This window comes from Kitasatospora sp. NPDC059577 (genome assembly GCF_042735475.1).
Taxonomy (GTDB): Bacteria; Actinomycetota; Actinomycetes; order Streptomycetales; family Streptomycetaceae; genus Kitasatospora.
This window is the reverse complement of record NZ_JBHWBZ010000048.1, coordinates 33,811-59,830: the sequence shown is the minus strand read 5'-3', so window position 1 is coordinate 59,830 and position 26,020 is coordinate 33,811. Positions and strand designations below refer to the sequence as shown.

20 protein-coding genes and 1 tRNA gene are annotated in these 26,020 nt (G+C 74.5%); 10 read left to right on the top strand and 11 right to left on the bottom strand.

All coding sequences use genetic code 11. The annotated features are described in order from the left end of the window. On the bottom strand, positions 1-555 hold the full coding sequence (locus ACFV0O_RS29530; RefSeq protein ID WP_360258827.1) for an FHA domain-containing protein: 555 nt from the start codon (positions 553-555) through the stop codon (positions 1-3). A gap of 46 nt (positions 556-601) precedes the next feature. After that, complete coding sequence (locus ACFV0O_RS29525) at positions 602-1,468, bottom strand: FhaA domain-containing protein (protein WP_380346696.1); 867 nt, start codon at positions 1,466-1,468, stop codon at positions 602-604. Between the two features lie 419 nt (positions 1,469-1,887). On the opposite strand from ACFV0O_RS29525, the gene ACFV0O_RS29520 reads away from it, so the two are divergent. Continuing rightward, positions 1,888-1,971 (top strand) — tRNA-Leu (locus ACFV0O_RS29520). Positions 1,972-2,070: 99 nt separating this feature from the next. Here ACFV0O_RS29520 and ACFV0O_RS29515 read toward each other — a convergent pair. After that, positions 2,071-3,216 carry a sensor histidine kinase gene (locus ACFV0O_RS29515; protein WP_380346695.1) on the bottom strand — a complete coding sequence of 382 codons (1,146 nt, stop codon included), beginning with the start codon at positions 3,214-3,216 and terminating at the stop codon, positions 2,071-2,073. Beyond that, positions 3,213-3,863, bottom strand: coding sequence for a response regulator (locus ACFV0O_RS29510; protein ID WP_380346706.1), 651 nt, complete (start codon positions 3,861-3,863; stop codon positions 3,213-3,215). Before ACFV0O_RS29510 ends, ACFV0O_RS29515 begins: the two co-directional genes overlap by 4 nt. A gap of 343 nt (positions 3,864-4,206) precedes the next feature. Here ACFV0O_RS29510 and ACFV0O_RS29505 point away from each other — a divergent pair, with 343 nt between their 5' ends. Both ACFV0O_RS29505 and ACFV0O_RS29500 read left to right on the top strand, forming a co-directional pair. Further along, positions 4,207-6,036, top strand: coding sequence for a phosphatidylglycerol lysyltransferase domain-containing protein (locus ACFV0O_RS29505; protein WP_380346694.1), 1,830 nt, complete (start codon positions 4,207-4,209; stop codon positions 6,034-6,036). A 313-nt stretch (positions 6,037-6,349) separates the two neighbouring features. Further along, entirely contained in the window at positions 6,350-7,006 is a 657-nt protein-coding gene (locus ACFV0O_RS29500) for a hypothetical protein (RefSeq protein WP_380346693.1), read from the top strand. Positions 7,007-7,055: 49 nt separating this feature from the next. On the opposite strand, the gene ACFV0O_RS29495 is transcribed toward ACFV0O_RS29500, so the two are convergent. Beyond that, positions 7,056-9,896 (bottom strand): SpoIIE family protein phosphatase, encoded by a 2,841-nt coding sequence (locus ACFV0O_RS29495; RefSeq protein ID WP_380346692.1) that lies wholly within the window; start codon positions 9,894-9,896, stop codon positions 7,056-7,058. Positions 9,897-10,144: 248 nt separating this feature from the next. Between ACFV0O_RS29495 and ACFV0O_RS29490 the strand changes: the two genes are divergently transcribed. From ACFV0O_RS29490 to ACFV0O_RS29475, 4 genes are all read left to right on the top strand, one after another. Further along, positions 10,145-11,377 carry a rhodanese-like domain-containing protein gene (locus ACFV0O_RS29490; RefSeq protein WP_380346691.1) on the top strand — a complete coding sequence of 411 codons (1,233 nt, stop codon included), beginning with the start codon at positions 10,145-10,147 and terminating at the stop codon, positions 11,375-11,377. 132 nt (positions 11,378-11,509) lie between these two features. Beyond that, positions 11,510-12,172 (top strand): DUF5819 family protein, encoded by a 663-nt coding sequence (locus ACFV0O_RS29485; RefSeq protein WP_380346690.1) that lies wholly within the window; start codon positions 11,510-11,512, stop codon positions 12,170-12,172. Continuing rightward, positions 12,169-13,503: an HTTM domain-containing protein gene (locus ACFV0O_RS29480; protein WP_380346689.1), complete on the top strand. Its 1,335-nt coding sequence runs from the start codon at positions 12,169-12,171 to the stop codon at positions 13,501-13,503. The genes ACFV0O_RS29485 and ACFV0O_RS29480 overlap by 4 nt, the downstream gene beginning before the upstream one ends. Before the next feature lie 9 nt (positions 13,504-13,512). After that, positions 13,513-15,624 carry an FUSC family protein gene (locus tag ACFV0O_RS29475; protein ID WP_380346688.1) on the top strand — a complete coding sequence of 704 codons (2,112 nt, stop codon included), beginning with the start codon at positions 13,513-13,515 and terminating at the stop codon, positions 15,622-15,624. Between the two features lie 73 nt (positions 15,625-15,697). Here ACFV0O_RS29475 and ACFV0O_RS29470 read toward each other — a convergent pair whose 3' ends face one another. Beyond that, complete coding sequence (locus ACFV0O_RS29470) at positions 15,698-16,417, bottom strand: hypothetical protein (protein WP_380346687.1); 720 nt, start codon at positions 16,415-16,417, stop codon at positions 15,698-15,700. A 105-nt stretch (positions 16,418-16,522) separates the two neighbouring features. Between ACFV0O_RS29470 and ACFV0O_RS29465 the strand changes: the two genes are divergently transcribed. Both ACFV0O_RS29465 and ACFV0O_RS29460 read left to right on the top strand, forming a co-directional pair. Further along, positions 16,523-17,170, top strand: coding sequence for a TetR/AcrR family transcriptional regulator (locus tag ACFV0O_RS29465; protein WP_380346686.1), 648 nt, complete (start codon positions 16,523-16,525; stop codon positions 17,168-17,170). A 5-nt stretch (positions 17,171-17,175) separates the two neighbouring features. Then, positions 17,176-17,925: a TrmH family RNA methyltransferase gene (locus ACFV0O_RS29460; RefSeq protein WP_380346685.1), complete on the top strand. Its 750-nt coding sequence runs from the start codon at positions 17,176-17,178 to the stop codon at positions 17,923-17,925. Between the two features lie 192 nt (positions 17,926-18,117). Here ACFV0O_RS29460 and ACFV0O_RS29455 read toward each other — a convergent pair whose 3' ends face one another. The 4 genes from ACFV0O_RS29455 to ACFV0O_RS29440 form a co-directional block, all read right to left on the bottom strand. Beyond that, positions 18,118-19,029 carry a pyridoxamine 5'-phosphate oxidase family protein gene (locus ACFV0O_RS29455; RefSeq protein WP_380346684.1) on the bottom strand — a complete coding sequence of 304 codons (912 nt, stop codon included), beginning with the start codon at positions 19,027-19,029 and terminating at the stop codon, positions 18,118-18,120. Between the two features lie 109 nt (positions 19,030-19,138). Continuing rightward, positions 19,139-19,609, bottom strand: a complete 471-nt coding sequence (locus ACFV0O_RS29450; RefSeq protein WP_380346683.1) for a VOC family protein — start codon at positions 19,607-19,609, stop codon at positions 19,139-19,141. A 194-nt stretch (positions 19,610-19,803) separates the two neighbouring features. Further along, positions 19,804-20,856, bottom strand: coding sequence for an XRE family transcriptional regulator (locus tag ACFV0O_RS29445; protein ID WP_380346682.1), 1,053 nt, complete (start codon positions 20,854-20,856; stop codon positions 19,804-19,806). Positions 20,857-21,182: 326 nt separating this feature from the next. Continuing rightward, positions 21,183-23,345: a protease pro-enzyme activation domain-containing protein gene (locus ACFV0O_RS29440; protein WP_380346681.1), complete on the bottom strand. Its 2,163-nt coding sequence runs from the start codon at positions 23,343-23,345 to the stop codon at positions 21,183-21,185. A gap of 256 nt (positions 23,346-23,601) precedes the next feature. On the opposite strand from ACFV0O_RS29440, the gene ACFV0O_RS29435 reads away from it, so the two are divergent. Then, a complete protein-coding gene (locus ACFV0O_RS29435) occupies positions 23,602-24,168 on the top strand; it encodes a CGNR zinc finger domain-containing protein (RefSeq protein WP_380346680.1) in 567 nt (188 codons plus the stop codon). Between the two features lie 152 nt (positions 24,169-24,320). Here the strand turns inward: ACFV0O_RS29435 and ACFV0O_RS29430 are convergent, their stop codons facing one another. After that, the gene (locus tag ACFV0O_RS29430) at positions 24,321-25,811 is read right to left on the bottom strand and encodes an FAD-dependent monooxygenase (RefSeq protein ID WP_380346679.1); all 1,491 of its coding nucleotides are present in this window, start codon (positions 25,809-25,811) and stop codon (positions 24,321-24,323) included. Between the last annotated feature and the right edge of the window lie 209 nt (positions 25,812-26,020).

Genomic DNA, 26,020 nt, shown 5'->3' with positions numbered 1-26,020 from the left:
CTACTTCCGCAGTTCGATGACGGTCCTGCCGATACGGATCGGCGTGCCCGGCTGGAGCGGGGTGGGCGCGGTCAGGCGCTGCCGGTCCAGATAGGTGCCGTTTGTGGAGCCTAGATCCTCGACCGTCCACTGCCCAGTCTGATCCGGATAGATCCTGGCATGCCGGGAGGACGCGTAGTCGTCGTCCAGCACGATGGTGGAGTCGTGCGCGCGGCCGAGCGTGATGGTCTGGCCCTGCAGCGCCACGGTGGTGCCGGCGAGCGAGCCCTGCACCACGACGAGCTGGGTCGGGCCGCCGCGGCGGCGGCCGCCGCCGGGCTGGGTCTGGGCCGCCGCGGGGGCGGCCGGAGCGGCCGCCGGGGACGGCGTGGGGCGACCTGCGGCCTGGGTGGCCGCACCGCCGCCGGCCGCGGCGGAAGCGCCGCGGCGGGAGGAACGGGGGTTCACCTTGGTGCCGAAGAGGTCGCTGCGGATCACCTGGATCGCGACGATGACGAACAGCCACAGCACGGCCAGGAAGCCCAGCCGCATGACCGTGAGGGTCAGTTCTGACATGACCGTCCCGCCAGTCGGTGAGCGAGGCGCGCGAACAATTCGGACACTACCCTTCGACCTGCCGGTAGACGATGGTGGTGGACCCCAGGACGATTCGGGATCCGTCGCGGAGCGTAGCGCGCTGGGTGTGCTGTCCGTCCACCACGATGCCGTTGGTGGACCCCAGGTCGAGCACCATCGAAGGGCTGCCGGGCCGGATCTCGGCGTGCTTGCGGGAGACCCCGGGGTCGTCGACCCGCACGTCCGCCTCGGTCGAGCGGCCGAGCACGCAGGCCGAGCCGGTGATCTGGTGGCGGGCGCCGTTCACCTCGATCCAGCGGCGGACCGAGGTGCCGCCGTGGCCGGCGCCGGGGAGGTTGCGGACGTTGCCGCCGGCGGGCGAGGGCGGGCCCGGGGGCATCGCGGGGGGCGCGGCCGGCGGCGGGGGCGCGGGCGCGTTGTACTGGCCGGCGCCGGGCTGCTGCCACGGTGCGCCGGGGGCCGGGGCGGCCGGCGCGCGGTCGTAGCCGGGCTGCTGCGGGGCGTACTGCTGGGGCTCCTCGGCGGCGAGGGTGCGGCTGCGCACCCGGTACAGGCCGGTGTCGAGGTCGTCGGCCTTCTCCAGGTTCACCTGGAGCGGGCCCATGAAGGTGTACCGCTGGGCCTCGGCGTACTCGCGGACCATGCCGGCGAGCTCGGTGCCGAGCTGCCCGGAGTAGGGGCTGAGGCGCTCGTGGTCGTGCGGGCTCAGCTCGACGATGAAGTCGTTCGGCACGACGGTGCGGTCGCGGTTCCAGATGCTCGCGTTGTTGTCGCACTCGCGCTGCAGCGCACCGGCGATCTCCACGGGCTGGACCTCGGACTTGAACACCTTGGCGAAGGTGCCGTTGACGAGACCCTCGAGCCGCTGCTCGAACTTCTTCAGCACTCCCATGGGGCACCCCCTTCCAGGGTTCGTTCGCCTGCCTGCCGGCCGGATCCCGCCGGGGGACCGGCCGCACCCACTTGCGGTACTTCCGTACTGATCGTATCCACGCCGGGCCCTTCCGTACGGTTCCCGGACCGTGTGGTGCCCGGGGGTGGGCTCGGACACACAGGGTGACGCATTTCGGGTACGGCACGCCAGGTGTGCTCGTCGGAGCGGCCGCCCGTCCCTCGTGCACGCGTTCGTCGGGCATCCGTTCGGGTGCGGTGGGTCTCGCCGGAGAAGCGATTCGGAGCAGCCCCCGGGGCCGTGCTAATGTTTTCCACGTCGGAAGGGCCGCCCGGAAGGGAGGCCGGTCCAAAGAAGCGCGAAGGCCTCATGGTACCGAGCGGTTCGGAAGATCGGTCGGCAACGAGGACAACACCCATGCGCGGGTGGCGGAATAGGCAGACGCGCTGGATTCAGGTTCCAGTGCCCGAAAGGGCGTGGGGGTTCAACTCCCCCCTCGCGCACAGCGAAGCCCCGCAGATCTACGGATCTGCGGGGCTTTCTCGTTCCCCGGTCCGTTCCTCCCCCGGCCCGTTCTCCGGTGCCGGCCGGGGCGCGGCGGATCAGGAGCCGGTGGCGGGGAGTTCGGCGCGGACCTCGAAGCCGCCGTCCTGGGTGGGGCCGGCGGTCAGGGTGCCGCCCAGCAGCTGGGCGCGCTCGCGCAGGCCGACCAGGCCGTGGCCGCCGCCCGGGAGGGTCTCGGCCGGGTGGACCGGCGGCGCGTCGTTGCGCACCTCGACCCGCAGCCGGCGGCCCTTCGCCCGGACCTTCACGTGCACCGCCGCCTCCGGGGCGTACTTGGTGATGTTGGTGAGCGCCTCCTGCACGGTGCGGTAGGCGGCCCGCTGCACCGCCTCCGGCCACGGGCGGTCGCCCGGGTTCAGTTCGGCCTCGGCGGCCAGGCCGCTCTCCTCGATCAGCCGGGGCAGGTCGGCCAGCCGGGGCTGCGGGGCGAGCGGGGCGTCCGGCAGCCCGCCGGTGCCCCGCAGCACCCCGACCATCTGACGCAGTTCGTCGAGGGTCCGTACGGACAGTTCGCGGATGGTGCGGGCGGTGGTCACGGCGGCCGGGTCGGTGGTGCTGACCTGCAGCGCGCCGGCCTGGATGCTGATCAGGCTGACCTGGTGGGAGACCACGTCGTGCATCTCCCGGGCGAGCCGGCCGCGCTCGGTGATCAGCACCCGCTCGGCCAGCAGCCGGCTCTCCCGCTCCTGGCCCCGGGTCAGCTCGTCCAGGCGGGCGGCCAGCTCGCGCCGGGTGCGGGCGAGCAGGCCGGTGGCGGCCGGGCCGGCGGCCAGCATCACGGCCTGGATGGCGTCGAGGGCGCTGGCCCGGCTCAGGGCGATGACGTCGTCGGGAAGCGGCCAGTGGAAGAACTCGACCAGGGTGAACAGGACGCCGCAGGGGATCACGACCCGGGGGCGGGGGCGTTCGGCGGCCACGGTGTAGACGGCGGTGATCGGGGCCAGCCAGATCTCGTCCACCCAGCTGCCGGGCATGGTGAGCAGCAGCACCGTGACCGGGAAGCGGCGGCGCCAGAACAGGGAGACGGCGGCCAGCGTGGACAGCGTCATCTGCCACCAGGTGGCGTCCCGGGCCACCAGGGCGGCGTCCAGCAGGGAGTACAGGACGGGCAGCAGCAGCATCAGCCAGGGCGCGGTGCACCAGGCCGGCAGCCGTCTGGACGGCAGCTGGTCGGCGGTCGTCATGCCCCGTCGCCGGGCTTGGGCCGGACCAGCCCGGCCCGGTGGGCGACGACGGCGGCCTGCACCCGGTTGGCGGCGCCGAGCTTGCCGAGGATCGCGCTGATGTGGTCCTTGACGGTGCCGGTGCCGAGGAAGAGGCGGTCGGCGATCTCGGCGTTGGACAGGCCCTCGCCGAGCAGCGCGAGGACGTCGAGCTCCCGGCCGGTGAGGGTGCGGGCGAGCGCGGTCGCCTCGGCGTCCGGGCCGCCGCCGTCCACGTAGCCGCCGATCACGGTGCGGGTGACGGTCGGGGAGAGGATGTTGCCGCCGGCCGCGAGCACCCGGACGGCGTGCACCAGCTGTTCGGGGGCGGTGTCCTTGAGCAGGAAGCCCGCGGCGCCGGCCCGCAGCGCGGTGCCGATGTACTCGTCGGTGTCGAAGGTGGTGAGCATCGCCACGGCGGGCGGGTCGGGCAGGGCGCGCAGCCGGCGCAGCACCGAGATGCCGTCGAGGTCGGGCATCCGGATGTCGAGCAGCACCACGTGCGGGCGCAGGCGCTGGACGTGCTCCTCGGCCTGCCCGCCGGAGCAGTCGCCGACCACTTCCAGGTCGGGGGCCGAGCCGACGATCAGGCCGAGGCCGGAGCGGACCAGGATCTCGTCGTCGACGATCAGCACGCGGGTCGTGGTGATGGTGCCTCCTCGGTTCGGGCGGCCGGGTGGGGGCGGTCCGCGTGGGTCGTTTCCGAGGGTAGGGGTAGCCGGGGCGGGGCGCCGAACGCCCGGGGGGTGGCAACCCCCGCCGTTCGGCGGGGGTGGGAATCCGCTACCCGGTTCACGTAATTCTCAGGCTTCGTGGGGAACCATGGAGTTGGCTGACCCTTTCCGGCTCGCCTCGCCCACCTGGGCGGACGGCCGGGCGGGCGTCGCCGGTCAGTCCGTCGGGCCCGTGCGGGCGCCCGCCGCCGGGCCGTACGCGGATGCGCCCCACCATCTGATCGTTTGGAATTGAGCTGTGTCGTCCACTGTGAAGTCGGAGCCGTCCGCCACGTCCCCCGGGCCCCACCCCGACGGCGTGCTCGACCGCTGGCGCCCGAGGGCCGCCGCGGCCTCCGTCTGGTACCTGCGGCTGATCGCGCTGCTGAACGTGGCGACGGTGCTGCTGGTGCCCTTCCGCAACCAGGTCAGCGAGCACAACGAGGGTGAGTACTTCACCCCGTACCTGATGACCTCGGGCCTGGCCAGTGCCGTGCTCTCGGTCTTCCTCGCCGTCGCCATGAGGCGGCGCAAGCGGGCCGCGTGGATCTTCAACGCGGCGCTCGGCGGCCTGTTCGCGCTGCTGTACCTGGCGCTCATGCTCGTGCCGGGCGGGCGGTTCTACCAGCACCCGCTCAACTACTTCTCCACCATCCTGACCTGCCTGTTCGTCCTGGCGCTGCTGATCGGGCGCAAGGAGTTCACGTCCAAGGGCGACAGCTCCAACCCGAAGACCGCGGCGGCCACCTTCGTCGGCGGCCTGCTGTTCGGCGGCGGGGTCGGCGCGCTGCTGGTCTGGGCGACGAACGACCTGAAGGGCGCGGACTTCTGGGACCTCTTCCGGTACTCGGTCGGCCGGATGATCACCATCACCCCGTCCGAGCACCTGCGTTCCGTGATCGCCGCGCCGACCTGGGTGAACGCCGCGATCAACGCCATGGGCGGGGCGCTCTTCCTGCTGGTGCTGTACGTGGCCTTCCGCAGCCCGCGGGGCACCGAGCTGCTGACCGCGGAGGACGAGGCGAAGCTGCGCGGACTGCTCGACAAGCAGGGCGAGCGCGACTCCCTCGGCTACTTCGCGCTGCGCCGGGACAAGGCCGTGATCTTCTCCCCCAGCGGCAAGGCGGCGGTCACCTACCGGGTGATCGGCGGCGTCTCGCTCGCCTCGGGCGACCCGATCGGCGACCCGGAGGCCTGGCCGGGGGCGATCGACGCCTGGCTGTCCGAGGCCCGTGAGCACGCCTGGGCACCGGCCGTGATGGGCGCCTCCGAGGAGGCCGGGGTGATCTACGCCCGGCACGGGCTGGACGCGCTGGAGCTGGGCGACGAGGCGATCGTCGAACTGGACGAGTTCTCGCTGGACGGCCGCGCGATGCGGGTCGTCCGGCAGGCGTACAACCGGGTCAAGCGGGCCGGGTACACGGTGCGGATCCGCCGCCACGAGGACATCTCGGAGGCGGAGATGGCCGAGCTGGTGGCCAAGGCCGACGAGTGGCGCGACGGGGCGACCGAGCGCGGCTTCTCGATGGCGCTCGGCCGGCTCGGCGACCCGGGCGACGGTCGCTGCGTGATGCTGGAGTGCAGCGACGGCGACGGCGAGCTCAAGGCGCTGCTGAGCTTCGTCCCGTGGGGCCCGGACGGGCTCTCGCTGGACCTGATGCGCCGGGCGCGGGACACCGAGAACGGCCTGATGGAGTTCATGGTGATCGAGCTGCTGCAGCGCGCCGAGGAGGTCGGGCTGAAGCGGGTCTCGCTGAACTTCGCGATGTTCCGCTCCGTTTTCGAGCGCGGTTCGCGCCTGGGCGCGGGCCCGGTGCTGCGGCTGTGGCGTTCGGTCCTCGGATTCTTCTCGCGCTGGTGGCAGATCGAGTCGCTCTACCGGGCGAATGCCAAGTACCGGCCGATCTGGGAGCCGCGTTACCTGCTGTTCGAGAAGAGCAGCGAGATTCCGCGGATCGGCATCGCCAGCGCGCGCGCCGAGGGTTTCATCGTCGCGCCGAGCCTGCCCGCCCTGTTCCGGCGCCGGCACGCCGGGGCAGCCGTGGTGGCGCCCAGGGTGCCGGTGGCGGCGCGGGACGGGAAGGGGTAGCCCTCCGTCGGGGGGCGGAGGGGGCCGCCCGGTCGAATGGGGGTCCGGAGGGGGGATGGACCTCCCCCCAGAGGATGACCCTTATCCCCATCCGAGCCGATGTGGCTTTGTTAAGAGGCTTCTAATGTTGGAGTAGACGAGAGTTCGGGGATTCGGAGAAACGGTTGTGATTCACAGGACCCACGCGGGGGGCGTGCGAAAGGGGCCGCTGGCGCTAGCCGGAACGGCCGCTGTCGCCGAGTGGGGAACGTTGTTCGTGACGGTTCGGAACGCCGTGGCGCGAAAGAAGTTCGCCGCTGTTCCGTTGGCCACCTTGGCGACGTTTCTGATCCTGCTGTTCAGCATCGTCCAGCACCTGCCGGGCGGTGAGCGTTTCGTCAACCAGATCGGGGTGGTCCGGGCGGCGTTGCCGGTGGAGGTCTCGCTGCTGCGGACCCCGCTGTCGCTCTACGTGCCGGCGCTGGACCTGCCGGTCTGGGGGGCGCTGGCCCAGGTGTTCGTGGTCTTCGCGATCGCCGAGATCGTGCTCGGCCGGCGGATGACCCTGGTGGTCGCGTACGCCTGCACCATGGCGGGCACGCTGTTCGCCCGGGTCGGCGTGGCGATCGGGCCGGACCACCTGTTCGGCTTCCCGAAGTGGGTCGCCTACGTGCGGGACACCGGGCCGTCGGCCGCGGTGGTGGCGCTGGCGATCTGCATCGCCTTCCGGTGCCGGGCCTGGTTCACCGCCGGTTTGGTGGTGGTCCTGATGGTCGGCGAGGCGGTCATGCTGCCGAACCTGGCCGGTCTGGAGCACGTGGTCGCGGTGCTCACCGCGCTGCTGATCGCCGTCTCGGTCGAGGTCTTCGGGGACTTCTGGCCGCGGGTGCTGGCCGGGGTCGGCGCCGCCACCTCGGTGGCCGCGGCCGCCTCGCGGGAGGTCGCGGTGGAGGCCCGGCGGCGCCGGCCGGCGGGGGCCGTCGTTCCCTAGCACCGCCGTCCGTCCCTGACGGCCGCGTACGGACACCCGTACGCGGCCGTCAGGCGCGCGGCAGGGGCAGTTCGAACCAGACGACCTTGCCCACCGCCTTGCGGGCGGTGCCCCAGCGCTCGGCGAGCTTGGTGACCAGGGTGAGGCCGCGGCCGGTCTCGCCGAGCTGCTCGGCCGGTTCCAGCGAGGGCAGGTTGTGGTTGTCGTCGCTGACCTCGACCAGCAGCTTGTCCACCCGGATCAGCTGGAGCTGGACGCGGTCCCGGGCGACCCGGACGGCGTTCGTCACCAGCTCGCTGACCAGCAGCTCGGTGGTGTCGCTGATCGCCTCCAGGTGCCAGCCGGCCAGCTGCTCGCGGACCAGCGAACGGGCCCGGCGGACCTCGCGGTGGTCCACGGTGAGGTCCCAGGTGGCCACCTCGGAGGGGGCGACCCCGTCGAAGCGGGCCACCAGCAGGGCGACGTCGTCCTTGCGGTCGTCGGTGTGCAGCCGCCGCAGCACCTCGTCGCAGGCCTGCTCGGGGCTCTGCTGCGGGTCGATCAGGTTGCCGCAGAGCGCGGCCAGCCCGGCTCCTATGTCCCCGCCCCGGACCTCGACCAGGCCGTCGGTGCACAGCACCAGCATCGAGCCGTCCGAGACGTCGATGGTCTTGGCGACGAAGGGCACCCCGCCGACGCCGATCGGCGCACCGGCCGGGATCTCCAGCAGCTCCCCGGTGCCGTCGGGGTGGACCAGGACGGGCGGGACGTGGCCGGCGCTGGCCAGCTCGCAGGTCCGGTTGATCGGGTCGTAGACCGCGTACAGGCAGGTCGCGAGGTGGTCGTCGCCGAGCTTGTGGGCCAGGTTGTCCAGGTGGCGCAGCAGCTGGCCGGGTGGCAGGTCCAGGGCGGCGAGGGTCTGCATGGCCGTGCGGAAGCGGCCCATCGCGGCCGCCGAGTGGATGCCGTGGCCCATCACGTCGCCGACCACCAGGGCGACCCGGCTACCGGGCAGCTGGATCGCGTCGAACCAGTCGCCGCCGACCTCGGCCTTGGGATCGCCGGGCAGGTAGCGGTGGGCGATCTGCACACCGGGGATCTGCGGCGGGCGGGTCGGGATCATCGAGCGCTGCAGGGTCGTGGCGACCCTCGCCTCGGCGCGGTGCAGCCTGGCGTTGTCCAGCGACAGCGCGGCGCGGACGGCGAGCTCCTTGAGGGTCGCCGCGTCACTCTCGTCGAAGGGGGCGCGGTCGGGCAGCCGGAGCAGCTTGAGGATGCCCAGCACGGTGCCCCGGGCGGAGAGCGGGACGACCAGCATCGAGCGGCCGGAGACCACCGGGGCCAGCCGGACGCCGCCGAGCGCGATCGCGTAGTCGACCGCGACGTCCGCGCTGACCACCGGGACCAGCACCGGCTGGTTCAGCTGCAGGGCCATCCCGGGCGGGGTGCGGCGCGGCATGCTGACCAGCGAACCCTCGGTGAGGACGTGCTCCCAGGCGCCGCCGGTCTCGTTGTGGACCAGGGCGACCCGGCGCAGCATGGTGTCGTCGTCCGGGCGGGCGACCGGCAGCTCGGAGTCCGAGATCAGCCCGTCCACCAGGTCCACGCAGGCGAAGTCGGCGACCCGGGGGACCAGCACCTTGCACAGCTCGTGGGCGGTGAAGCCGAGGTCGAGGGTGGTGCCGACCTTGCCGCCGACCTCGTTCAGCAGGGCCAGCTGCTCGCCGGCCTGCCCGTTGGTGAGGAACGGGCCGAGCCGGCCGCTCGGCGGGGGCTCGGCGCTCGCGGGGGCCGGAACCGGGACGGGCGCGGCGGGGGCGTCCGGTGCCCGGTCGGCGCGGGGCGGCGGGTGGCCGTTGGCGGCCGACCCGACGGGGGCTCGGTCGATGGCGGCACCTCCTCCGGTGGGTGGGGGGACCTCCCGGCCGGAGGCCGGCGGGGGGACGGACGGACCGGCGCCGGCCGCGGCACCGCTGACGGCGGCGACCGGCCGGGAGACCGGGAGTTCGGCGGCGTCGTGCCGGTCGGCCCCGCTGTGGTCGGCGTCGTCCCCGGTGGCCTCGCGCTGGGCCGGGAGCGGCGCGGCCGGGCGGCGGCCGGGCGCGGTCTGCTCGGGCTGCGGCGGCGGGCCGACCCGGGCGGCGCGCTGCTGCGGCGTCGGGTAGCGGCGGCCGAGGCCGGCGGCCGCGTGCGCCGTCCCGCTCTGCGCGTCGGCGGGCAGCACCGGCAGCACGGTGACCGCGTCCAGTCGAAGGGCGGGCGGTCCACCGAGTCCGACCGCGGTCAGCATCGCCGCGCGGTGGGCGGCCGGGAGCAGCCGGGCCAAGGGCTCGGGCACCCGGTCGGTGGGCGCGGTGAGCGCCGCGGCGAGCCCGTGGAAGCCGCCCCGGGCGGCGGGTGCGGCGGAGAACGGCAGCAGCCGCTCGCCGATCGCGAGCCGGGGGCCGGCCGTGCGCAGCGGACGGGCGTCGGCGGCCAGCGCGAGCAGCCCGCCGGACGGGCCGGGCAGCGGGTAGGCCCACCAGAGCACGTCGCGCTGGTGCTCCTCGCGGTCGGTCACGGTCAGCCGGCCGGCCCAGGGGCGGCCGGCTGCGGTCAGCTCGGCGAGGGTGTCGAACGCGTCGCAGGCGCGGCGGACCGAGCACCGGCCGAGCACCCGCGACTCGAAGGCGGGCAGCAGGCCGGAGGCGGGGCGGTCGTGGGCGACCTCGGCGCGGTGGCCGAACAGTTCCTCGGCGGCTCGGCCCCACTGCGCGATCCGGCCGGACCGGTCGACCTGGACGAGGGCGAGCCGGACCAGGGCGGCCACGCCCGCCGGGTGGTCGCCCGGTGCGGGTCCGTCGGCCGCCGGACGCGGTGTGGAGTTGGACTCGGCCACCATGGATTCGGTCTGCTCCCGCCTGGCCGCCACGCCTGGAGGCGGCCGTTCCTCCGGAGGAAGGCACGCTGTGCGGATACCAGCGAAGCACGGACCGGGCCGGGCTTGATACCGAAACGGGGAGATTCCTCAGTTTCGGTTGCGTGTCTCGGGGTGCGCGCCGGTCCGCACCTCCGGTTCACCCGGACGGGGCTTCCGCACGCGGCGGTAGGGTGGCAGGCCGGGCCGCCGGTGCGGCGGACCCGCAGGACGCAGCCGGCCGGACGAGACAGAGGCGAGAAGTGAGCGCGCAGAGCCCCGCCCGCTGGACGGACCCGGAGCAGCAGCAGCTGGAGGAGCGGGTCGCCGCCGCCGAGCTCGCCTGGCTGAGCATGGACGTGGACGTGCAGACGCTGCGCGTCGAGATCGACAACTTCGCCCTGATCCACCATCAGCTGCTCGGCCCGCTGTACGCCCGGCTGGACGAGCTGGACGCGCTGGTCGCCGAGGCGGTAGCGGCCCGCACCGGTCTGCCCGAGGACCTGCGCCGGGCCGCCGAGGCCCGCCGCCAGGTCGAGGAACTGCCCGACCTGGACGCCCTGTTCGACTCCGTGCAGGAGCAGCGGGAGCAGTCCGGCCAGGGGGAGGAGGCGGCCCCGCCGCCGCCCGCCGCGCCGGCCCGGGTGCGGCCCGGCAAGGAGGCCCAGCGGGTCTACCGCGAGCTGGTCCGCCGTGCCCACCCCGACCTCACCACCGACCCGGCCGAGCAGGAGCGCCGGGCGGCCTTCCTGGTCCGGGTCAACGAGGCCTACGCGCTCGGGGACGCCGCCGCGCTGGAGGGCCTGTCCGCCGAGTGGTCCACCGCGCCGGAGGCCGCGCCCGCCGTCGACTCCCCCGACCGGTCGGACTGGCTGCACCGGCGGCTGGACTGGCTGACCGACAAGATCGCCCGGACCGCCGCCGAGCAGGTCCGGCTGGAGCAGACCCCGATGGGGCAGCTGCTCGCCCTCGCCCCGCAGGACCCGGACCGGCTGCTGGAGCAGCTCGCCGAGGAGCTGCTGGCCAAGGCCGCCGACCGGCAGGCCGAGCTGGAACGGCTGCTCGGCGCCCGCGGTCCGGTGGACGGCTCCGGGCCGGCGCCGGTGCCGGTGGGCGACAATGGCACGGACCCGACCGACCCGCCTTCCCACGCCCAGGAGAGCCACACGATGTTCGCGCAGATCCCCACCGCCGACGCCGCCGCCGTGCCCGCCGACGCCGCCCTGCTGGACGTGCGCGAGCAGGACGAGTGGGACGCCGGCCACGTGGACGGCGCGCTGCACATCCCGCTCGGCCAGGTGATCGCCCGCCTCGGCGAACTGCCCGAGGAGAAGCTGTACGTGCTCTGCCGGGTCGGCGGCCGCTCCGCGCAGGTCGTCCAGTACCTGGTCCAGCAGGGCCGGGAAGCGGTGAACGTGGACGGCGGGATGTACGCCTGGCAGAGCGCCGGCCGTCCGATGGTGAGCAGCACCGGCCAGGAGGCCTTCGTCCTGTAGGTCCCCGGGCCTCCCGGGTTTCCGGGCCTCCCGGCCCGCCGCGGCCCGTCCCGCCCCGTAGGGCAGGATGGGCGCGCGGGCGCGCCGGTACCGGGCCGGGCACCACCGCCCGCCGACCGGGCTGGGGAGGCCATGACGGAGACGACGGACCGGCCGGCCCGGGGGAGGGCCTGGTCGAGGCCCGCGCAGCTCGTCATCGGCCTCGCGGGGGCGGCACTGATCGGCGGTACCGGGCTGTTCCTCGCCGCGGTGTTCCTGCACGTGGCGCCGGCCAACTCGCTGTCCCGGCAGTACCGGGACGAGATCGACGGCGTGGTCTACCCGGAGTTCGAGCAGAACTGGAAGCTGTTCGCCCCCAACCCGCTGCAGCAGAACGTCAGCCTGGACGCCCAGGTGCGGACCGTCGCGCCCGGCGGGGCGACCAGCACCCGGGACTGGACCGGGCTGACCGCGCGGGACATCGCCGCGATACGGGGCAACCCGGCGCCCAGCCACGTCGACCAGAACCTGCTGCGCCGGGCCTGGGACTTCTACGACGGCTCGCACGACCCTCAGGACGAGGCGCCGACGACCCCGCGCGGCAAGCTCGCCGAGCAGTACCTGAAGCGGATCGCGCTGCAGCGGATCGGCCGGGACGCGGGCGGCGAGCGGATCCTGGAGATCCGGTTCCGGGTGACCACGACCACCGTCGCGCCGCCGACCTGGAGCGGTGAGGCCGCGCCGCCCGCAGCCAAGGTGCGGGAGCTGCCGTGGTGGCCGGTGGCGGACGAGGACTACCGGGGGCTGCTCGGATGAACGAGGTGTCGGAGCGGGAACCCCGGCCGGAGGGGGCGCCGCCCCCGGCCGGCGCGGTGCTGACGGACGGCGTGGTGCCGGGGCCCGGCGTGGTGCCGGGAGACGGTGTCCCGGGGCAGGCCGGCGCCGGGCAGCCGTCCGTACCCGGGCCGGACCGGCCGGACGCGTCCGCGCCGCGCGGGCCGGGCCCGGCCGAACTGCTCGGACGGGCCGTCGAGGCCTTCACCGGTCGGGTGCTGGGGCGCCACCAGGCCGCGGTGGTGCGGATCGGCTTCGGACTGGTCTGGCTCGCCTACCTGCTGCGCGAGTGGCCCAACCGCCGGGTGCTGTACGGGGACCGTTCCCCCTGGTCGATGGAGCTCGCCGACCGGCTGCTGGGCGACGACGGGGCGTTCACCGTGCTGCCCTGGTTCGACGGGCGGCCCTGGTTCGAACTGGTCTACCACCTGGGGGTGCTGGCGGCCCTCGCCGTGCTGCTGGGCTGGCGGACCAGGGCGAGCACCGTGCTGTTCCTGGTCACCGTGCTGTCGCTGCAGAACCGCGACGTCTTCCTCGGCGACGGCGGCGACAACGTCGTGCACCTGATGGCGGTCTACCTGGTCTTCACCCGCTGCGCCGAGGTCTGGTCGCTGGACGCCCGGCGGGCGCGGACCGGGCGGTCCGGCCGGACCGGGGTGGTGCTCTGGGCCGTGCTCGGGGCCGTCCTGGCGGCCTGTCAGTTCGGCGGCTTCTCCGGCACCGGCCTGACCTGGACCGCCCGGACCTTCCCGTACCTCGGGTGGTCGCCGCTGTTCTGGGGGCTCTGGGCGGTGGCCGGGGTCTGGTGGGTGCTCGGGCGGCTGCGCCCGGACGGCGAACCGCGGGCGGTGCTCGACGCGCTGGCCACCATGGTGCACAACTGCGCGATGCTGGTGATCGCCGTCGAGGTGGTGCTGATCTACGCGACGGCCGGCTGGTACAAGGTGCAGGGTTCGCGCTGGCAGGACGGCACCGCGTTGTACTACCCGCTGCACCTGGACTACTTCACCCCCTGGCCCGGGCTGTCCGCGCTGGTCGGCTCGATGCTGCTGCCGGTCTTCCTGATCTCCTACGGAACCGTGGTCCTGCAGGTGGCCTTCCCGTTCACCCTGCTCGACCGGCGGGTCAAGAACGTGCTGCTGGCCGTCATGGTGCTGGAGCACGTGGGGATCGCGGTGGTCCTCGGGCTGCCGGTGTTCTCGCTCGCGATGATCGCGGCGGACGCGGTGTTCCTGCCGACCGGCGCACTGCTGTGGGCGGCGCGGGTGAGCCGGGTCCTCACGAGCCGGATCCGGTGGAGGCCCGCCCCCTAGGATGTCGTTATGTCCTGGTTCGATGCGCTTCGTGACACCGCACGGACCGGGCTCACCCTGGACCGGGCGCTCACCGACCCCAAGCGGGCGATGCGCGGGGCGGTCGCCGTGGCGCTGGTGCTCTTCCCGACGCTCGCGCTCGGCGGGGTCTCGCTCGCCACCTCGGCCGCGATGGGGGCGTTCATCGCCGGCTCGGCCACCTTCCAGCGCAGCTTCCGGCCCCGGGCCAGCCTCGCCGTCGCGGCCGGGACAGGACTCGGGATCAGCACCTTCCTCGGCTACCTGGCGGCCGGCGTCCCCGGCCTGTTCCCGGTGCTGCTCGCGGTGTGGGCCTTCGTCGCCGGGCTGGCCTGGGCGATCGGGCCCACCGCCGGCGTGGTCGCGACCAACACCGTCTCGGTGATGCTGATCGTCGTCCAGCTCCCCGTCAGCGCGGCCGAGGCGCTCGGCCACGGTCTGGTCGCCGCGCTGGGCGGGGTCGTCCAGGCCACCGTCATCACCCTCTGGCCGATCGGGAGTTGGACCGCCCAGCGGGACGCCCTCGCCGACACCTACGCCGAACTGGCCGACTACGCGCGCCGGTTGCGCCAGGAGCCGACCGCGCACGTGGACCCGGAACCGTTCATGACCGCCCGGCACGCCTCCGCCGTCACCCCCTGGCAGGACCGCCACCGGCCGGCCGAGCTGCGCGGCCTGCGCGGCCTCGCCGAACGGATCCGGCCCACCCTGGCCGCGCTCGCCGACCCCAAGGTCGGCGCCCCCGGGGAAGGACCGGAACGCGACCGGGCCCGGGAGGTGCTGGCCGCCTCCGCCGAGGTCATGGACGCCCTCGCCCGGGCGATCCGCACCGGCGAGCCGGTCCGGCTCCCCCGGTCCGCGCCCTCGCTCTCCCTCGTCCCGCCGGACGACGCGCCCCGATTGCGGGGAGCCGCCCGGCGGTCCGCCCGCCGCCTGGGCGGACTGCTGCGCAAGGCCGCGGACACCCTGGACCGCGGCGACGAGGACACCATCACCACGCCCGTGGTCGGGGCCGGCGGGGCGCTGCACAAGCCGACGATCGGCCGGATGCTGCCGGTCGCGCTGCGGGCCGTGGGCCGTCAGCTGCAGCCGCGCTCGGCGATCTTCCAGCACGCCGTCCGGCTCACCGGGGTGGTCACCGTCTCCTACCTGCTGGCCCGGCTGGCCGGTTTCCACCACGGCTACTGGGCGCCGATGACCGCCGCGATGGTGATGCGGCCGGACTTCGCGCAGACCTACAGCCGGGGCGTCGCCCGGCTCGCCGGGACGGTCGTCGGGGTCGCCGTCTCCACCCTGGTGGTGCAGCTCGCCCACCCCGGGGAGTGGGTGCTGGCCGCGCTGGCGGTGTGCTGCATCGGCGGGGCGTACCTCGCGTTCCGGACCGGGTACGCGCTGACCACCGTCGGGATCTCGACGTACGTGGTGTTCCTGCTCGGGCTGCAGCAGGGCGACCCGCTGGTGACCGCCGTCGAACGGGTCGGGCTGACGCTGCTCGGCGGGTCGATCGCGCTCGTCACGTACGCGCTGTTCCCGACCTGGCAGACCGCCCGGCTCGGGGAGCGGCTCGCCGAGTGGCTGGCGGCGGCCGGGCGGTACGCGGGGGCGGTGATCGCCTGCTACGAGACGCCGGCCGCGCCGCGCGGACGGGCCGTGCGCAGCGCGCTGCTGGACTCGCGGGAGGCGCGGTCCGAGCTGATTCAGGCGATGCAGCGGGCCGACGCCGAACCGGGGCGGCACGAGTCCGGGCTGGCCGATGTGAGCCGGCGCCAGGTCGACCGGGCCCGCGCGGCGGTCGGGCACCTCGGGCGGGCGGCGGTGCTGCTGGAGGCCCACCTGCCGGCGGCGGACGCCGAACCCGTGGCGGGTACGGCGGAGTACGCGGAGGAGCTGCGGCTGGCCACCGCGCTCGCGGCGGGGGCGCTGCTGACGGGCCGGCCGGTGGAGTTCGGGGCGGTGCGGGACGCGCAGGCGCGGCTGGAGGAGCGGCTGGCGCGGTCGCCGGCGGGGGTGCAGCGGGACGTGGTGCGGGCGGGGAGCCGGCTGGTGGAGCAGGCGCTGCGGGACCTGGAGCGGGCGCTGCGGGGGAGCGCGGAGCCGCGGTAGGCGGGCTGCTGGGCGGGCTGCTGGGCCGGTTGCGCCCCGACCGGGGGTGGGCCGGGCGGGGCGCGGGGCGGGGTCAGGCGCGGTGGGCGGCCTCGATCCAGTTGGCGAACTCGCAGGCGAAGTGCCACTGGTGGCCGGTGGCGAGGTGCTCGGGAGCGGCCTCGGGGAACCGGACGGTGAGGCGGATCCGCAGGCCGTCCGGGGCGTCGGCGAACTCGTGCAGGACGTGCAGGACCTCGGTGCCGTCGGCGAGGGTGCCGGTGCCTCCGATGCGGACCGGGAAGGCGGCGTGGTCGGAGGTGTGCCGGTCGGGGGCGTGCCGGTCGGGGGCGTCGTCGTGGAAGCGGAGGAAGAACCGGGCCGGGCCGGTGCCGATGGTCTCGATGATCTCGACCCGGTCGCCGGTGGAGTCGGCCAGGTAGTGCTCCGGGTTGGCGGCGAGCAGGGCGGTGCGATCGCCGCAGTGCAGGCGGCCCTGCCACCAGGTGAGGAAGCGTTCGGCGTCGATGCCGGTGGCGGTGAGTTCGGTGACGGCGGTGCGCCAGCGGCCGGCGGAGGCGTGTGCCCAGCCGGCCAGGGCGGTGTCGGCGGCGGTCGTGTCGGCGGCGAGCAGCTCGCGCGTCCGGTCGTCGCCGAGGCGCTGCTTGAGCAGGTGCAGGGCGGCGCGGGCGCGGTCGAGTTCCCAGGCGAGGACGGCCTCGCGGGGGTGGGTGGTGCCGTCGATGTCGGTGCGGACGGCCGGTGCGGTGGTCGGCAGTGCGGTGCCGGTGGTCGGCGGTGCGGTGGTGGTCATGGCGGCACTCCTCGGCAATGGGAACCACGATGCGGAGAGATTTTCTCCGCTTCGCTGGCGACGGTAACATAGGAGGAGGAAGTTCCTCCGGTTAGGGAGCAGTGGATGAGGTCCGACGCGGAGCGCAGCCGGCGCAGGATCCTGGACGCCGCCTGCGAGGTGTTCCTGGAGCGGGGCCCGGACGCCCCGCTGGACGCGGTGGTCCGCCGGGCCGGGGTCGGCCCGGCCACCCTCTACCGGCGCTTTCCCGACCGCGAGGCCCTGGTCCGCGCACTGGTCGTCGACCTGCTGACCCGGCTCACCGGGGCCGCCGAGGAGGCGCGGCGGACCGAGGAGGACCCGTACCTGGCGCTGCGCCGCTTCGTGCACGCCGCCGCCGACCTGCGGATGGGCGCCGCGATCGTGGTGCTGCTGGAGCGCCTGGTGGTGGACGGGGAACTGGTGGCGGTCCGCCGCGGCGCGGTGACCGCCGTCGAGGGGCTGCTGCGGGCCGCACAGGAGGCCGGGCGGCTGCGCCGCGATGTCGGGACGGGCGACCTGGTGCTGCTCTGCGTGCGGCTGTCCCGTCCGCTGCCGGGCGGGCTGGCCGCGCTCGACGCGGACGGCTCGCTGGTCCGCCGTCACCTGGACCTCGCCCTGGCCGGGCTGGCCGCCGCACCCGACGGCGTGCCCGGCCGGGCGCTCGGTTTCGACGAGGTGATCGCCGCGGCTGGGCGCCCCGGTGAGCCGGCCCCGGAGCGGGTGGCAGAGTGAGCGGAATGGACGACGAGGTGGTGCGGGCGTGGCGGGCCGTCGAGCGGGAGCCGGGGGCGGTGCTGCTGGACGGGTTCCACGCGCTGAAGCACGCGCTGCGGTTCGGCGGTGACGTCCGGCGGGTGCTGACCGCCGACCGGGCCGCGCTGCTGGCGCTGGCCGCCGAGCTGGCCGCGGACGTGGCCCCGGCGCTGGACGGGCTGGCGGTGGAGCTGCCGGAGGCGGCGCTGCGCGCCCTGGCGCCCCGGCTGCACCCGACCGGGGTGATCGCGCTGGCCGTGCGGCCCTCCCCCGAGGCCAACCTGGCCGCCCTGGACCGGCGGCCGCGCCGGGCACCGGTGGTGCTGCTGGAGAACCCGCGCAACCTGGGCAACGTCGGGGCGGTGATCCGGCTGGCCGCCGGGTTTGGCGCCACGGGCGTGGTGACCACCGGGGACCTCGACCCGTGGCACCCGACCGTACTGCGCGGCAGCGCGGGCCTGCACTTCGCGACCGCCGTCGAGCGGCTGACCCTGCCGCAGCTGCCCGCCGGGCCGCTGTTCGTACTGGACCCGGAGGGCGCGGACATCCGCGACCTGCCGTTCCCGGACGACGCGCTGCTCGCCTTCGGCACCGAGCGGCACGGGGTGTCGGCGGAGCTCAGGGCGCGCGCCGACCAGCTGGTCGCGGTGCCGATGCAGCCCGGGGTGTCCAGCTTCAACCTGGCGACCAGCGTCGCGATGGGCCTCTTCCACTGGATGTCCGGGAAGCGCTGAGGCGCGGTGCGCCCGGAGGGGCACAGCGCCCCGGCGGGGCGGGGGCGTCAGGAGAAGAGCCGGCGCCAGGTGTCCGGCCCGGGGCAGCCGTCGGTTTCGCTGCCGCGCCGGCCCCGGGCGAGCTGGAACGCCTGGGTGGCCCTGCGGTCGGCCTCGCCGGAGGCGCGGGCCGAGGCCGGGGCTGGGGCCGGGTCAGCGCGGGATGGCCGGCGAGTACTCCGGGTCGGTCCAGGTCAGCGGGGTGGCGTCGGCGAGTTCGACCACGCCGGTGACGGCCAGTTCGACCATCCGCTCGGCGCCCGGGGCGGACTGCCGGGCCTGCTCCGACCAGTCGGTGCGGGCCTCGCCGGTGACCAGCAGCGCCCCGCCGGTCTCCCAGTCGGGCAGCAGCAGGCCGGCCCGCGGGTCCAGTTCCAGATTGCCGAGTGTCATGAACATGCTGTTGCCGGGATACTCCGGCCAGCGCAGCCGGTCCGGGGCCACCGCCTCCAGGAAGCCGGGGAAGCCGCCGCGGTGGGAGGCGTCCACGCTGCCGCCCGGCCCGGTGGTGGCGACGAAGAAGGTGTCCGCGGTGGCCGCGGTCAGCCGCTGCGCGGTCGTCAGCCGGGAGCCCGTGGCGACGGCCCGGGGCGGGCCCGCGGCCGGACGGTCCAGCGGGGTGCGGCGCTGGATGTACTTCGGGCAGTTGGAGACCACCTCGTCGGCGCTGATCAGCAGCCCGCCCCGGCCGTCCGGGACGGCGTCGCCGTTGAGCCGCATCCGGCGCCGGCCGGCCGGGTCCAGGGCGATGGTGCCGACCTTGGCGGGGCGGGCCAGCGCCCCGGCCAGCGGATCGTCCCCGGCCGGGCGGGCGGCGACCGACAACGTCCGCTCGTCCGGCGCCCGGAGGAAGCCGGCCGGGCCGGCCAGCTGGGTGGCCCAGACCCGGCCGTCGGGGTCGGCGGCGCCGACGACCAGCATCCGCCGTTCGGTCAGGAAGCGGGCGGCGACCGCCGGGACGGTGCCGCGGATCGACCGTCCGGCGTGGTCGGCGCGTTCGGTCCGGCCGGCCCGGGCCTGGGCGGCCCGCTCGCCGGCGTGGTACGGCGTGCTGGTGGTGGTCATGCCGGTCTCTCCTCCCGGAGGTCGCCCGGACCGGGCGGCGTTCGGACGTGGGCTCGGTCGAGGGCGCGGCCGGGGCCTGGCGGGGCCTGGCCGGGCGCTCGGCGAGGACTTAGAAGAAGCCGCAGGTCGGGGCGCCGGTGGTGGGGGCCGAGGCCTCGGTCGCGTCCACGCCGGTACGGGTGTAGACCTCCAGCCGGATGCCGTCCGGGTCGGTGAAGAAGATGCCGCCGGAGGCCGAGCCCTCGTTGTGGGGGACGACGCCGTCGTAGGCGAACCCGGCGCCGAGGTCGCGCAGCAGCCGCTCGGTGGCGCGGACCTCGTCGAGGCTCTCGACCTCGAAGGAGAGGTGGTGCAGGCCGGGGTTGGCGGTGGCGAAGCCGCCGGTGCTCTGCTGCCAGAGGGTGACCACCAGGCGGCCGTCGCGGCCGAGCAGGGCGAAGCGGCGGTCGGGGTCGGTGCCCTCGTGGGTGACCTGGAGGCCGAGGACGGCGCGGTAGAAGTCGATCGACCGGGCCAGGTCGGTGACGTTCAGGCCCACGTGGCCGGTCTGCAGGGTGCGGATCGCGGTGGTGCTGGACATGGCTGGTCACTCCCGGGGCCGGTGGTTCCGGTGGGGCCGCTGCCTAACCGGTACTCATGAGATTAGGAGTTAGGTGATGCATCGTCAACCGGTACTAGAGGGAGAAGTGGTTAGTTTTTCGGGCGGGCACGCGAAAGCCCCGCCGGACCTGGCGGTCCGACGGGGCGCGGGAGGGGCGGCGGGGGCGGGCCGGGTCAGGCCCACTCCCACCGGATGCCGATGTGGCCCGGCTGCTGGTCCGGGGCCAGGACGTGGGCGCTCGCCGAAGCCCCGATCCACAGCTGCTCGCGGCGGTGGTCGACGTCGGCGCCCGGTTCGCGGTCGTAGCGCTCGCAGTGCGCCGGGACGGCGGCCGGGTCGAAGTGCACCTGCAGCACGTACTCGCGCACCGGGGTGGCGAAGCGGCGGCTGTACTCCAGGGTGGGCCCGCCCGGCGGGATCTCCACCTCGTACTCGAAGACCGTGCTGTCGCCGAGGCCGAGCGGGCGGTCCAGCATCAGCTCGGCGACGGTCAGCCCGACCTCGGGGCGGCGGCGCACCCGGCCCAGCCGGCCGTGCCGCACCGCGGTGATCTCCGGGCAGCCGGTGGCTTCTTCGTCGGCCTTGTGGACGACCAGGCAGCGGCCGACGCCGCCGACGGTGGCGCGCACCACCTGGCGCATCCGCAGCAGGTTGCCGCGCCGCTCGGCGTCCACGTAGTACGAGTCGTGGATGCTCAGGCGCTCCAGCTCGCCGGCCGGCGGGGCGTCCAGCTCCGCGAAGATCGAGGCGATCTCCTGCTCGCCCGGCCAGACGTCCTCCAGTCCGAGGTGCAGGGTGTTGGCCGCGGCGGCCCAGCGGCCGCGTGGGCGGGGCGGGCCGAGCAGGGACGACAGCGCGCTGTGCGGCAGTCCGAGGAGTTCCTCCAGCAGGTGGACGGCGCGCAGCGAGCTGGCCCGCTCGGGCTGGCTCCGGCCGCGCCGCCAGTAACTCAGCGTCGTGACGCTGACCCTGACGCCGCGTTGGGCGAGGGCGGCGCGGATCCGGTCCAGGCTGAGGCCGCTGGCCTCGATGGCCAGGTGCAGGGTGTCCGCGAAGCCGCCGACCGGGGCGAGCCGGCCGGGGTTCGGCGTCGGCGCCGGGGCGGACGCGGGTGCCGGGTTCGGTGCGGGCGGCTGGCCCGCCGCGGGTGCGGGTGGTCCCGGGCGCTCCGTATGCGACCCGACCAGCCGCAGCCGCGCGGCGTCCTGAGGTTGCTGTGCGGCCATGCGGTGACCCTCCCCACCAGGTGAGTTCGGTGGGACCGGACCGACGCCGGGGCGCGCCTCCAGGGGCTTCACCGAGCTTTGGGGAACCCTATGCACGGTCGAGAGGCTACGTCATCAGTCGTGCGTATGACAGTGGTCACGGCAGGTCGACCGGATGATTAGCGATCTTGAAACAGTGTGGAAACACGGACCTTACCGGGCCCGTCGGCCGGGGCGGGGCCGGACGCGACACCGCCGGGGCGGGCCCTGTCGGCGCCGCCCCGGCGGGGGTATCGGTGGTGCCCGCCCGGTAGCACCCGGTGTCACCGGGAGCTACCGGAGGGTGATCAGTTGACGTTCAGCGCGACGTCGTCGACCACGAAGCTGGTCTGCTGGGACGAGTCCTCGGTGCCGGTGAACTTGATCGTCACGGTCTGGCCCGCGAAGGAGGTCAGGTCCAGGGTGCGCTGCACGTAGCCGGCGGCGGCGTTCACGTTGGAGTAGGTCGCCAGCGTGGTGCTGTTCGCCTGGACGGTCAGCTTGTCGTACGCCGTGGAGCCGGTCTCCGCGGTGTCGATGTGCAGCCAGAAGGTCAGCTTCGCGGAGGTGCAGCCGGCCGGGATCGAGACGGTCTGCGACATCGTGTCGGTGTGGGTCGAGCCGTAGCCGTTCATCCAGGCCTTCCAGCTGCCCGAGTGGGCGGCCTGGGAGGAGCTGTTGTCGACCACGCCGCTGGAGGTGGTCCACGGGGCGGCGGTGCCGGTCTCGAAGCCGCCGTTGGCGACCAGCTGGGCGGCGGTGCAGCCGCCGGGCGGCGGGGTGGTGCCGCCGCCGCCACCGAGCAGGGCGGTGGTCAGGGCGTCGGCGACCGGGGAGCCCCAGCCGGTGACCTGGTCGTAGCCGGCCTTGGCGGAGAAGTCCTGGTTGGCGCCGGTGGTCACGTCGTGGAAGACGCTGCCGGAGCTGCTGCTGTTCGCGACCGTGTACAGGCGCGGGCTCGCCTCGCCGAGGACCGGCTGCCCGGCGGCCTTGGCCTTCTGGTTGAACTGGGCCGCGTAGCCGGACCAGAGCGGCGCGGCCGCGCTGGTGCCGCCGTAGACCTGCCAGCCGCCGGCCGTGTAGATCGAGAAGCCGCTCGCCGGGTCGGCGTTGGAGGCGACGTCCGGGACGGTGCGCATGGTGCCGCTGACGCCGGTGCCGGTCTGCCAGCTCGGCTTGGCGAACACGGTGGAGACGCCGCCGCCGGCGGTGCTCCAGGCGCTCTCCGAGGAGTAGGTGTTGCCGCTGCCGACCTTGAGGTTGGTGCCGCCGACACCGGTCTGGTGCGGGCTGGAGGCCGGGAAGTCGACGGCCTTGACGCTCGAACCGCTGGTCGAGCGGGTGCAGTCGCGCGAGCCGTCGTCGCCGGAGGCGGAGAAGATCGAGATGCCCTGGGCGGCGGCCTGCTTGAAGGCGTTGTCGACGGCCGTCATCGAGGAGGCGGTGGTGTCCGGCTCGCAGGAGCCCCACGAGATCGAGATGACCGAGACGCGGTTGTCGGCCACGATCTTGTTGGCCATGTCGATCTCGCCCTGGTCGCTGTTCGGGGCCTCGTAGACCAGCTGGGTGGCCTTGGGCGCCGCGCCGCGCACGATCTCGCTGTCCAGCTCGACCTCGCCCTGGCCCTGGCCGGGGGCGGAGTCGTAGTTGGCGCCGTCCACCGAGACGGTGGAGACGGCCGGGCCGGTCAGGCCGAACTGCGAGTCGTAGGTGGTGAGGTTCGACGACTTGTAGCCGTCGAACTCCCACAGCGCGACCGTGGTGCCGGTGCCGTCGGCGCCGGTCTTGTTCAGGTTGTACGCACCGGTGTACTGCGCCGGGGACATTCCGCTCGGGCTGGCCGTGGCGGCGTTCGGAGTGATCGCGTTCGGCGTGGCCAGGCGGTTCTTGCGCACCGCGTGGTTGTCCAGACCGCTGACGCCCTGGATCACGGCGGCCAGGTCGGACGGGATCGAGGCGGCGGCGTCGTTGGCGAAGAAGGCGCGCTGCAGCTGCGGGTCGACGTACGCGCTCTCGTGCGTGCCGAAGGCCTGCGAGACCTGGGCGGCGGTGCCGTGGGCGTTGACGACCTGGCGGTTGGCGCTCACCTCGGTGACGGTGAGGCCCTGCTGGGCCAGGTAGGCCTTGACCTGGTCGACGGAGGCCTGGGTCGGGCCGAACTGCGCGGTGAACTGCTCCGGCGTCAGGTAGTGGCCGTACTCCGGGGTTCCGGGCGTGGCGACCGCGGTGAGGAAGCGGTCCAGGGCGTCGGCGTTGCGCAGCTTCAGGCTGACGGCCACCGAGATCTGCTGCTCGGCCGGGACGTCGCCCTTCTTCTCCGAGTGGGCGACCGCCGGGTTCACGGTGTTCGGCAGGGCGACGCGCGGGGCGGCGTTGGGGGTGGCGGCCTGTGCGGTGGAGACGCCGAGCGAGACGGCGGTCAGCGGCAGCACGGCTATCGCCGCGGCGAGAGCAAGGGAGCGGGGGCGCAACGGATCCTCCTCTGGCCGGCTGTGGGGGCCGGCAAGGGGTCAGGCGTTCCGGGGTCGAGAACGCTGGCTCGAACATGACAGAACCGGTGTGCGAAGTGGCTCATGATCAAGCAATTCGTTGCTAAAAAACAGTCAAGTGTGGAGGCCGGGAAACTCGGTGATTCCATACAGTGAATGACCGGAATTCACGACTCGGTCCATACCAATTCACGGCGCGGGGCCCGGACGTAGAATCGGGCCGAACCGAGGGAGGACGATGACCGACGTGAAGGCCGACCCGGGGGACCCGCGGCCGCTGATCGGCGAGCCGCTCGCGCTCGACCTGCTCAACACGCGCTGGGCCGGGACACCCGTCAACGACCTGCTCACCGGGGTCGAAGGCTACGGGATCTGGCTCTCCTCCGCCGGGCTCGGCGACCGCTGCACGGCCGACGACGCGGGACTCGCGGCGATCCGGCAGGCCCGCGAGGCGATCCTGCTGGCGGCCCAGGACGCCCGCGAGCAGGGCGAGTTGGGGGCCGGGGCCCGGGCGGGACTGGATGCGGTGCTGGCGCACGGGCGGATCCGGCGGACGGCCGGACCGGGCGGCGCGACGGACCTGGTCGAGGCCGACCGGCCGGAGTGGCTGGCGCCCTGGCTCGCCGCGGACGACTTCCTCACGCTGCTCGGGCAGGGGGCGCCGCGGGTGAAGCAGTGCGCGCACGAGGCGTGCATTCTGCATTTCTTCGACGCTTCGCAGAACGGGCGTCGGAGGTGGTGCCGGATGGCGGTGTGCGGGAATCGCGCGAAGGCGGCGCGGCACTACGTGAAGGCGCGGGGTTAACGGACGACCGAACGAATGGTCGGGGCCCGGGGGTTCGCCGGGCGGGGGCGCCGCGCGGGGCCGGTGGTGCCCGTGGTGCCTGTGGGGGGTGTCGGCGGCGGCGTCCGGGCGGTGCGGTCCGGGCGGGCGTCGCGGCCCGCCCGGACCGGGCGTCAGGCCGGGCTGCCGAGCCAGGTGGTGAGGGCGGCGCGGAGTTCGCCCTGACCGGGGTCGACGGCGGCCCAGGCGACGTAGCCGTCCGGGCGGATCAGCAGGACGGTGTCGCGCAGCTTGCCGTGCGGGTCGGCGGGGGCGGCCGAGACCATGCGGTCGGCCCAGGGCTCGGCGGCGGCCAGTTCGTCGTTGCTGACGAGGACGAACGCTCCGGCGCGCAGCGCCTCGTAGAGCCGCTCGGGCGCGGCCGGGGCGCCTTCGACGGGCTTGCTGAGGGCGGTCAGCCGCAGGTCCGGGACGCGCTTGCCGACCTGCGGGTGGGCGTCCTTGGGGGCTGGGTAGGAGATGCCGATGCCGGAGACCAGCCGGGCACCGCGTTCGGTGACCAGGTCGAGGTGGCCGCCCAGCGCGGTGAGCGCCCCGCGCAGGGCGCGGGTGGGGGCGGATTCGGCGAGGGCGAGCCGGATCAGCGCGCCGGAGGTGCGCAGGACCGTCTTGCCGACCGGGTGCCGTTCGGTCTGGTAGGTGTCCAGCAGGGCGTCGGTGGCCCGGCCGCGGAGGGCGGCGGCGAGCTTCCAGGAGAGGTTGGCGGCGTCCTGCAGGCCGGTGTTCATGCCCTGGCCGCCGGCCGGGGAGTGGCAGTGGGCGGCGTCGCCGGCCAGGAAGACCCGGCCGGAGCGGTAGTTGGGGGCCTGGCGCTCGTCGCTGTGGAAAGTCGAGCTCCAGCGGACGTCGCGGAGGCCGAAGTCCTCGCCGAGGATGGCCCGGGTGAGGGCGGTGAGCTGCTCGGTCGTGGGGGTGGTGCCGTCCGGGAAGCGCTCGTGGCGGTCCCAGGCGATGATCCGGAACCAGCCGTCGCCGAACGGGGCGATGAAGGCGAAACCGGCCTCGTTGGCGCCGACGGTGATCGCCTCGTCGGGTTCGTGCTCCAGCCGGACATCGGCCAGGACCACGGAGTCGACCACCGACTCGCCGGGGAACGGGATGCCGAGCAGGTCGCGGACGGCGGAGCGGACGCCGTCGGTGCCGACCGCGTACGCGGCGCGGTGGGTCCCCCCGTCGGCGGTCTCCACGGTCACGCCGTCGGCGTCCTGGCGCAGCCCGGTGACCTCGGCGCCGCGCACCAGGGTGGCGCCGGCCTTCTCCGCACGCTCCAGGAGCAGCCGTTCGACGTTGTACTGCGGCGTGATCAGGACGAACGGGAAGCGGGTCTGCAGCGAGCCGAGGTCGATGCCGAAGCGGCCGAACATCTTCAGCGCGCCGAGCGGCCGGCCGGTGGCGATCAGGTCGTCGGCGAGGCCCCGGGCGTCCAGCAGCTCCAGGCTGCGGGCGTGCACGGCGAAGGCGCGGGTGAGGTCGGACCCGGCGGCCCGCTTCTCCAGCACGGTGACGCCGACGCCGGCGGCGGCGAGGTCGCCGGCGAGCAGCAGCCCGGTGGGTCCGGCGCCGACGATCAGGACGTCGGTTTCGGTCGTCGGCTTCACGGCCATGTATCAGCTCCCGGTGTTCGGAGGGCGGTTGGACGCCGTTCCCGGCGTTCTCCCAGCCTCCATCATCGCGGGCCCGGCGGGAGCTGTGAACCGCCGGGGCCCCGCGGGGGGGGGGCGCCCGGGGGCGGGGGGGGGGGGGGGGGGGGTGGGGGGGGGGGGGGGGTCAACACCCCGCCGCGACCGGTGGGGGCCTAAACCGCCGCGCCGGA

Excerpts from the sequence above, each read along its gene's own strand:
- ACFV0O_RS29525 (WP_380346696.1), bottom strand. The coding sequence starts at position 1,468 with ATGGGAGTGCTGAAGAAGTTCGAGCAGCGGCTCGAGGGTCTCGTCAAC.
- ACFV0O_RS29480 (WP_380346689.1), top strand. The coding sequence starts at position 12,169 with ATGAACGAGGTGTCGGAGCGGGAACCCCGGCCGGAGGGGGCGCCGCCC.
- ACFV0O_RS29465 (WP_380346686.1), top strand. The coding sequence starts at position 16,523 with ATGAGGTCCGACGCGGAGCGCAGCCGGCGCAGGATCCTGGACGCCGCC.
- ACFV0O_RS29470 (WP_380346687.1), bottom strand. The coding sequence starts at position 16,417 with ATGACCACCACCGCACCGCCGACCACCGGCACCGCACTGCCGACCACC.
- ACFV0O_RS29460 (WP_380346685.1), top strand. The coding sequence starts at position 17,176 with ATGGACGACGAGGTGGTGCGGGCGTGGCGGGCCGTCGAGCGGGAGCCG.
- ACFV0O_RS29430 (WP_380346679.1), bottom strand. The coding sequence starts at position 25,811 with ATGGCCGTGAAGCCGACGACCGAAACCGACGTCCTGATCGTCGGCGCC.
- ACFV0O_RS29455 (WP_380346684.1), bottom strand. The coding sequence starts at position 19,029 with ATGACCACCACCAGCACGCCGTACCACGCCGGCGAGCGGGCCGCCCAG.
- ACFV0O_RS29445 (WP_380346682.1), bottom strand. The coding sequence starts at position 20,856 with ATGGCCGCACAGCAACCTCAGGACGCCGCGCGGCTGCGGCTGGTCGGG.
- ACFV0O_RS29515 (WP_380346695.1), bottom strand. The coding sequence starts at position 3,216 with ATGACGACCGCCGACCAGCTGCCGTCCAGACGGCTGCCGGCCTGGTGC.
- ACFV0O_RS29530 (WP_360258827.1), bottom strand. The coding sequence starts at position 555 with ATGTCAGAACTGACCCTCACGGTCATGCGGCTGGGCTTCCTGGCCGTG.
- ACFV0O_RS29435 (WP_380346680.1), top strand. The coding sequence starts at position 23,602 with ATGACCGACGTGAAGGCCGACCCGGGGGACCCGCGGCCGCTGATCGGC.
- ACFV0O_RS29485 (WP_380346690.1), top strand. The coding sequence starts at position 11,510 with ATGACGGAGACGACGGACCGGCCGGCCCGGGGGAGGGCCTGGTCGAGG.
- ACFV0O_RS29475 (WP_380346688.1), top strand. The coding sequence starts at position 13,513 with ATGTCCTGGTTCGATGCGCTTCGTGACACCGCACGGACCGGGCTCACC.
- ACFV0O_RS29450 (WP_380346683.1), bottom strand. The coding sequence starts at position 19,609 with ATGTCCAGCACCACCGCGATCCGCACCCTGCAGACCGGCCACGTGGGC.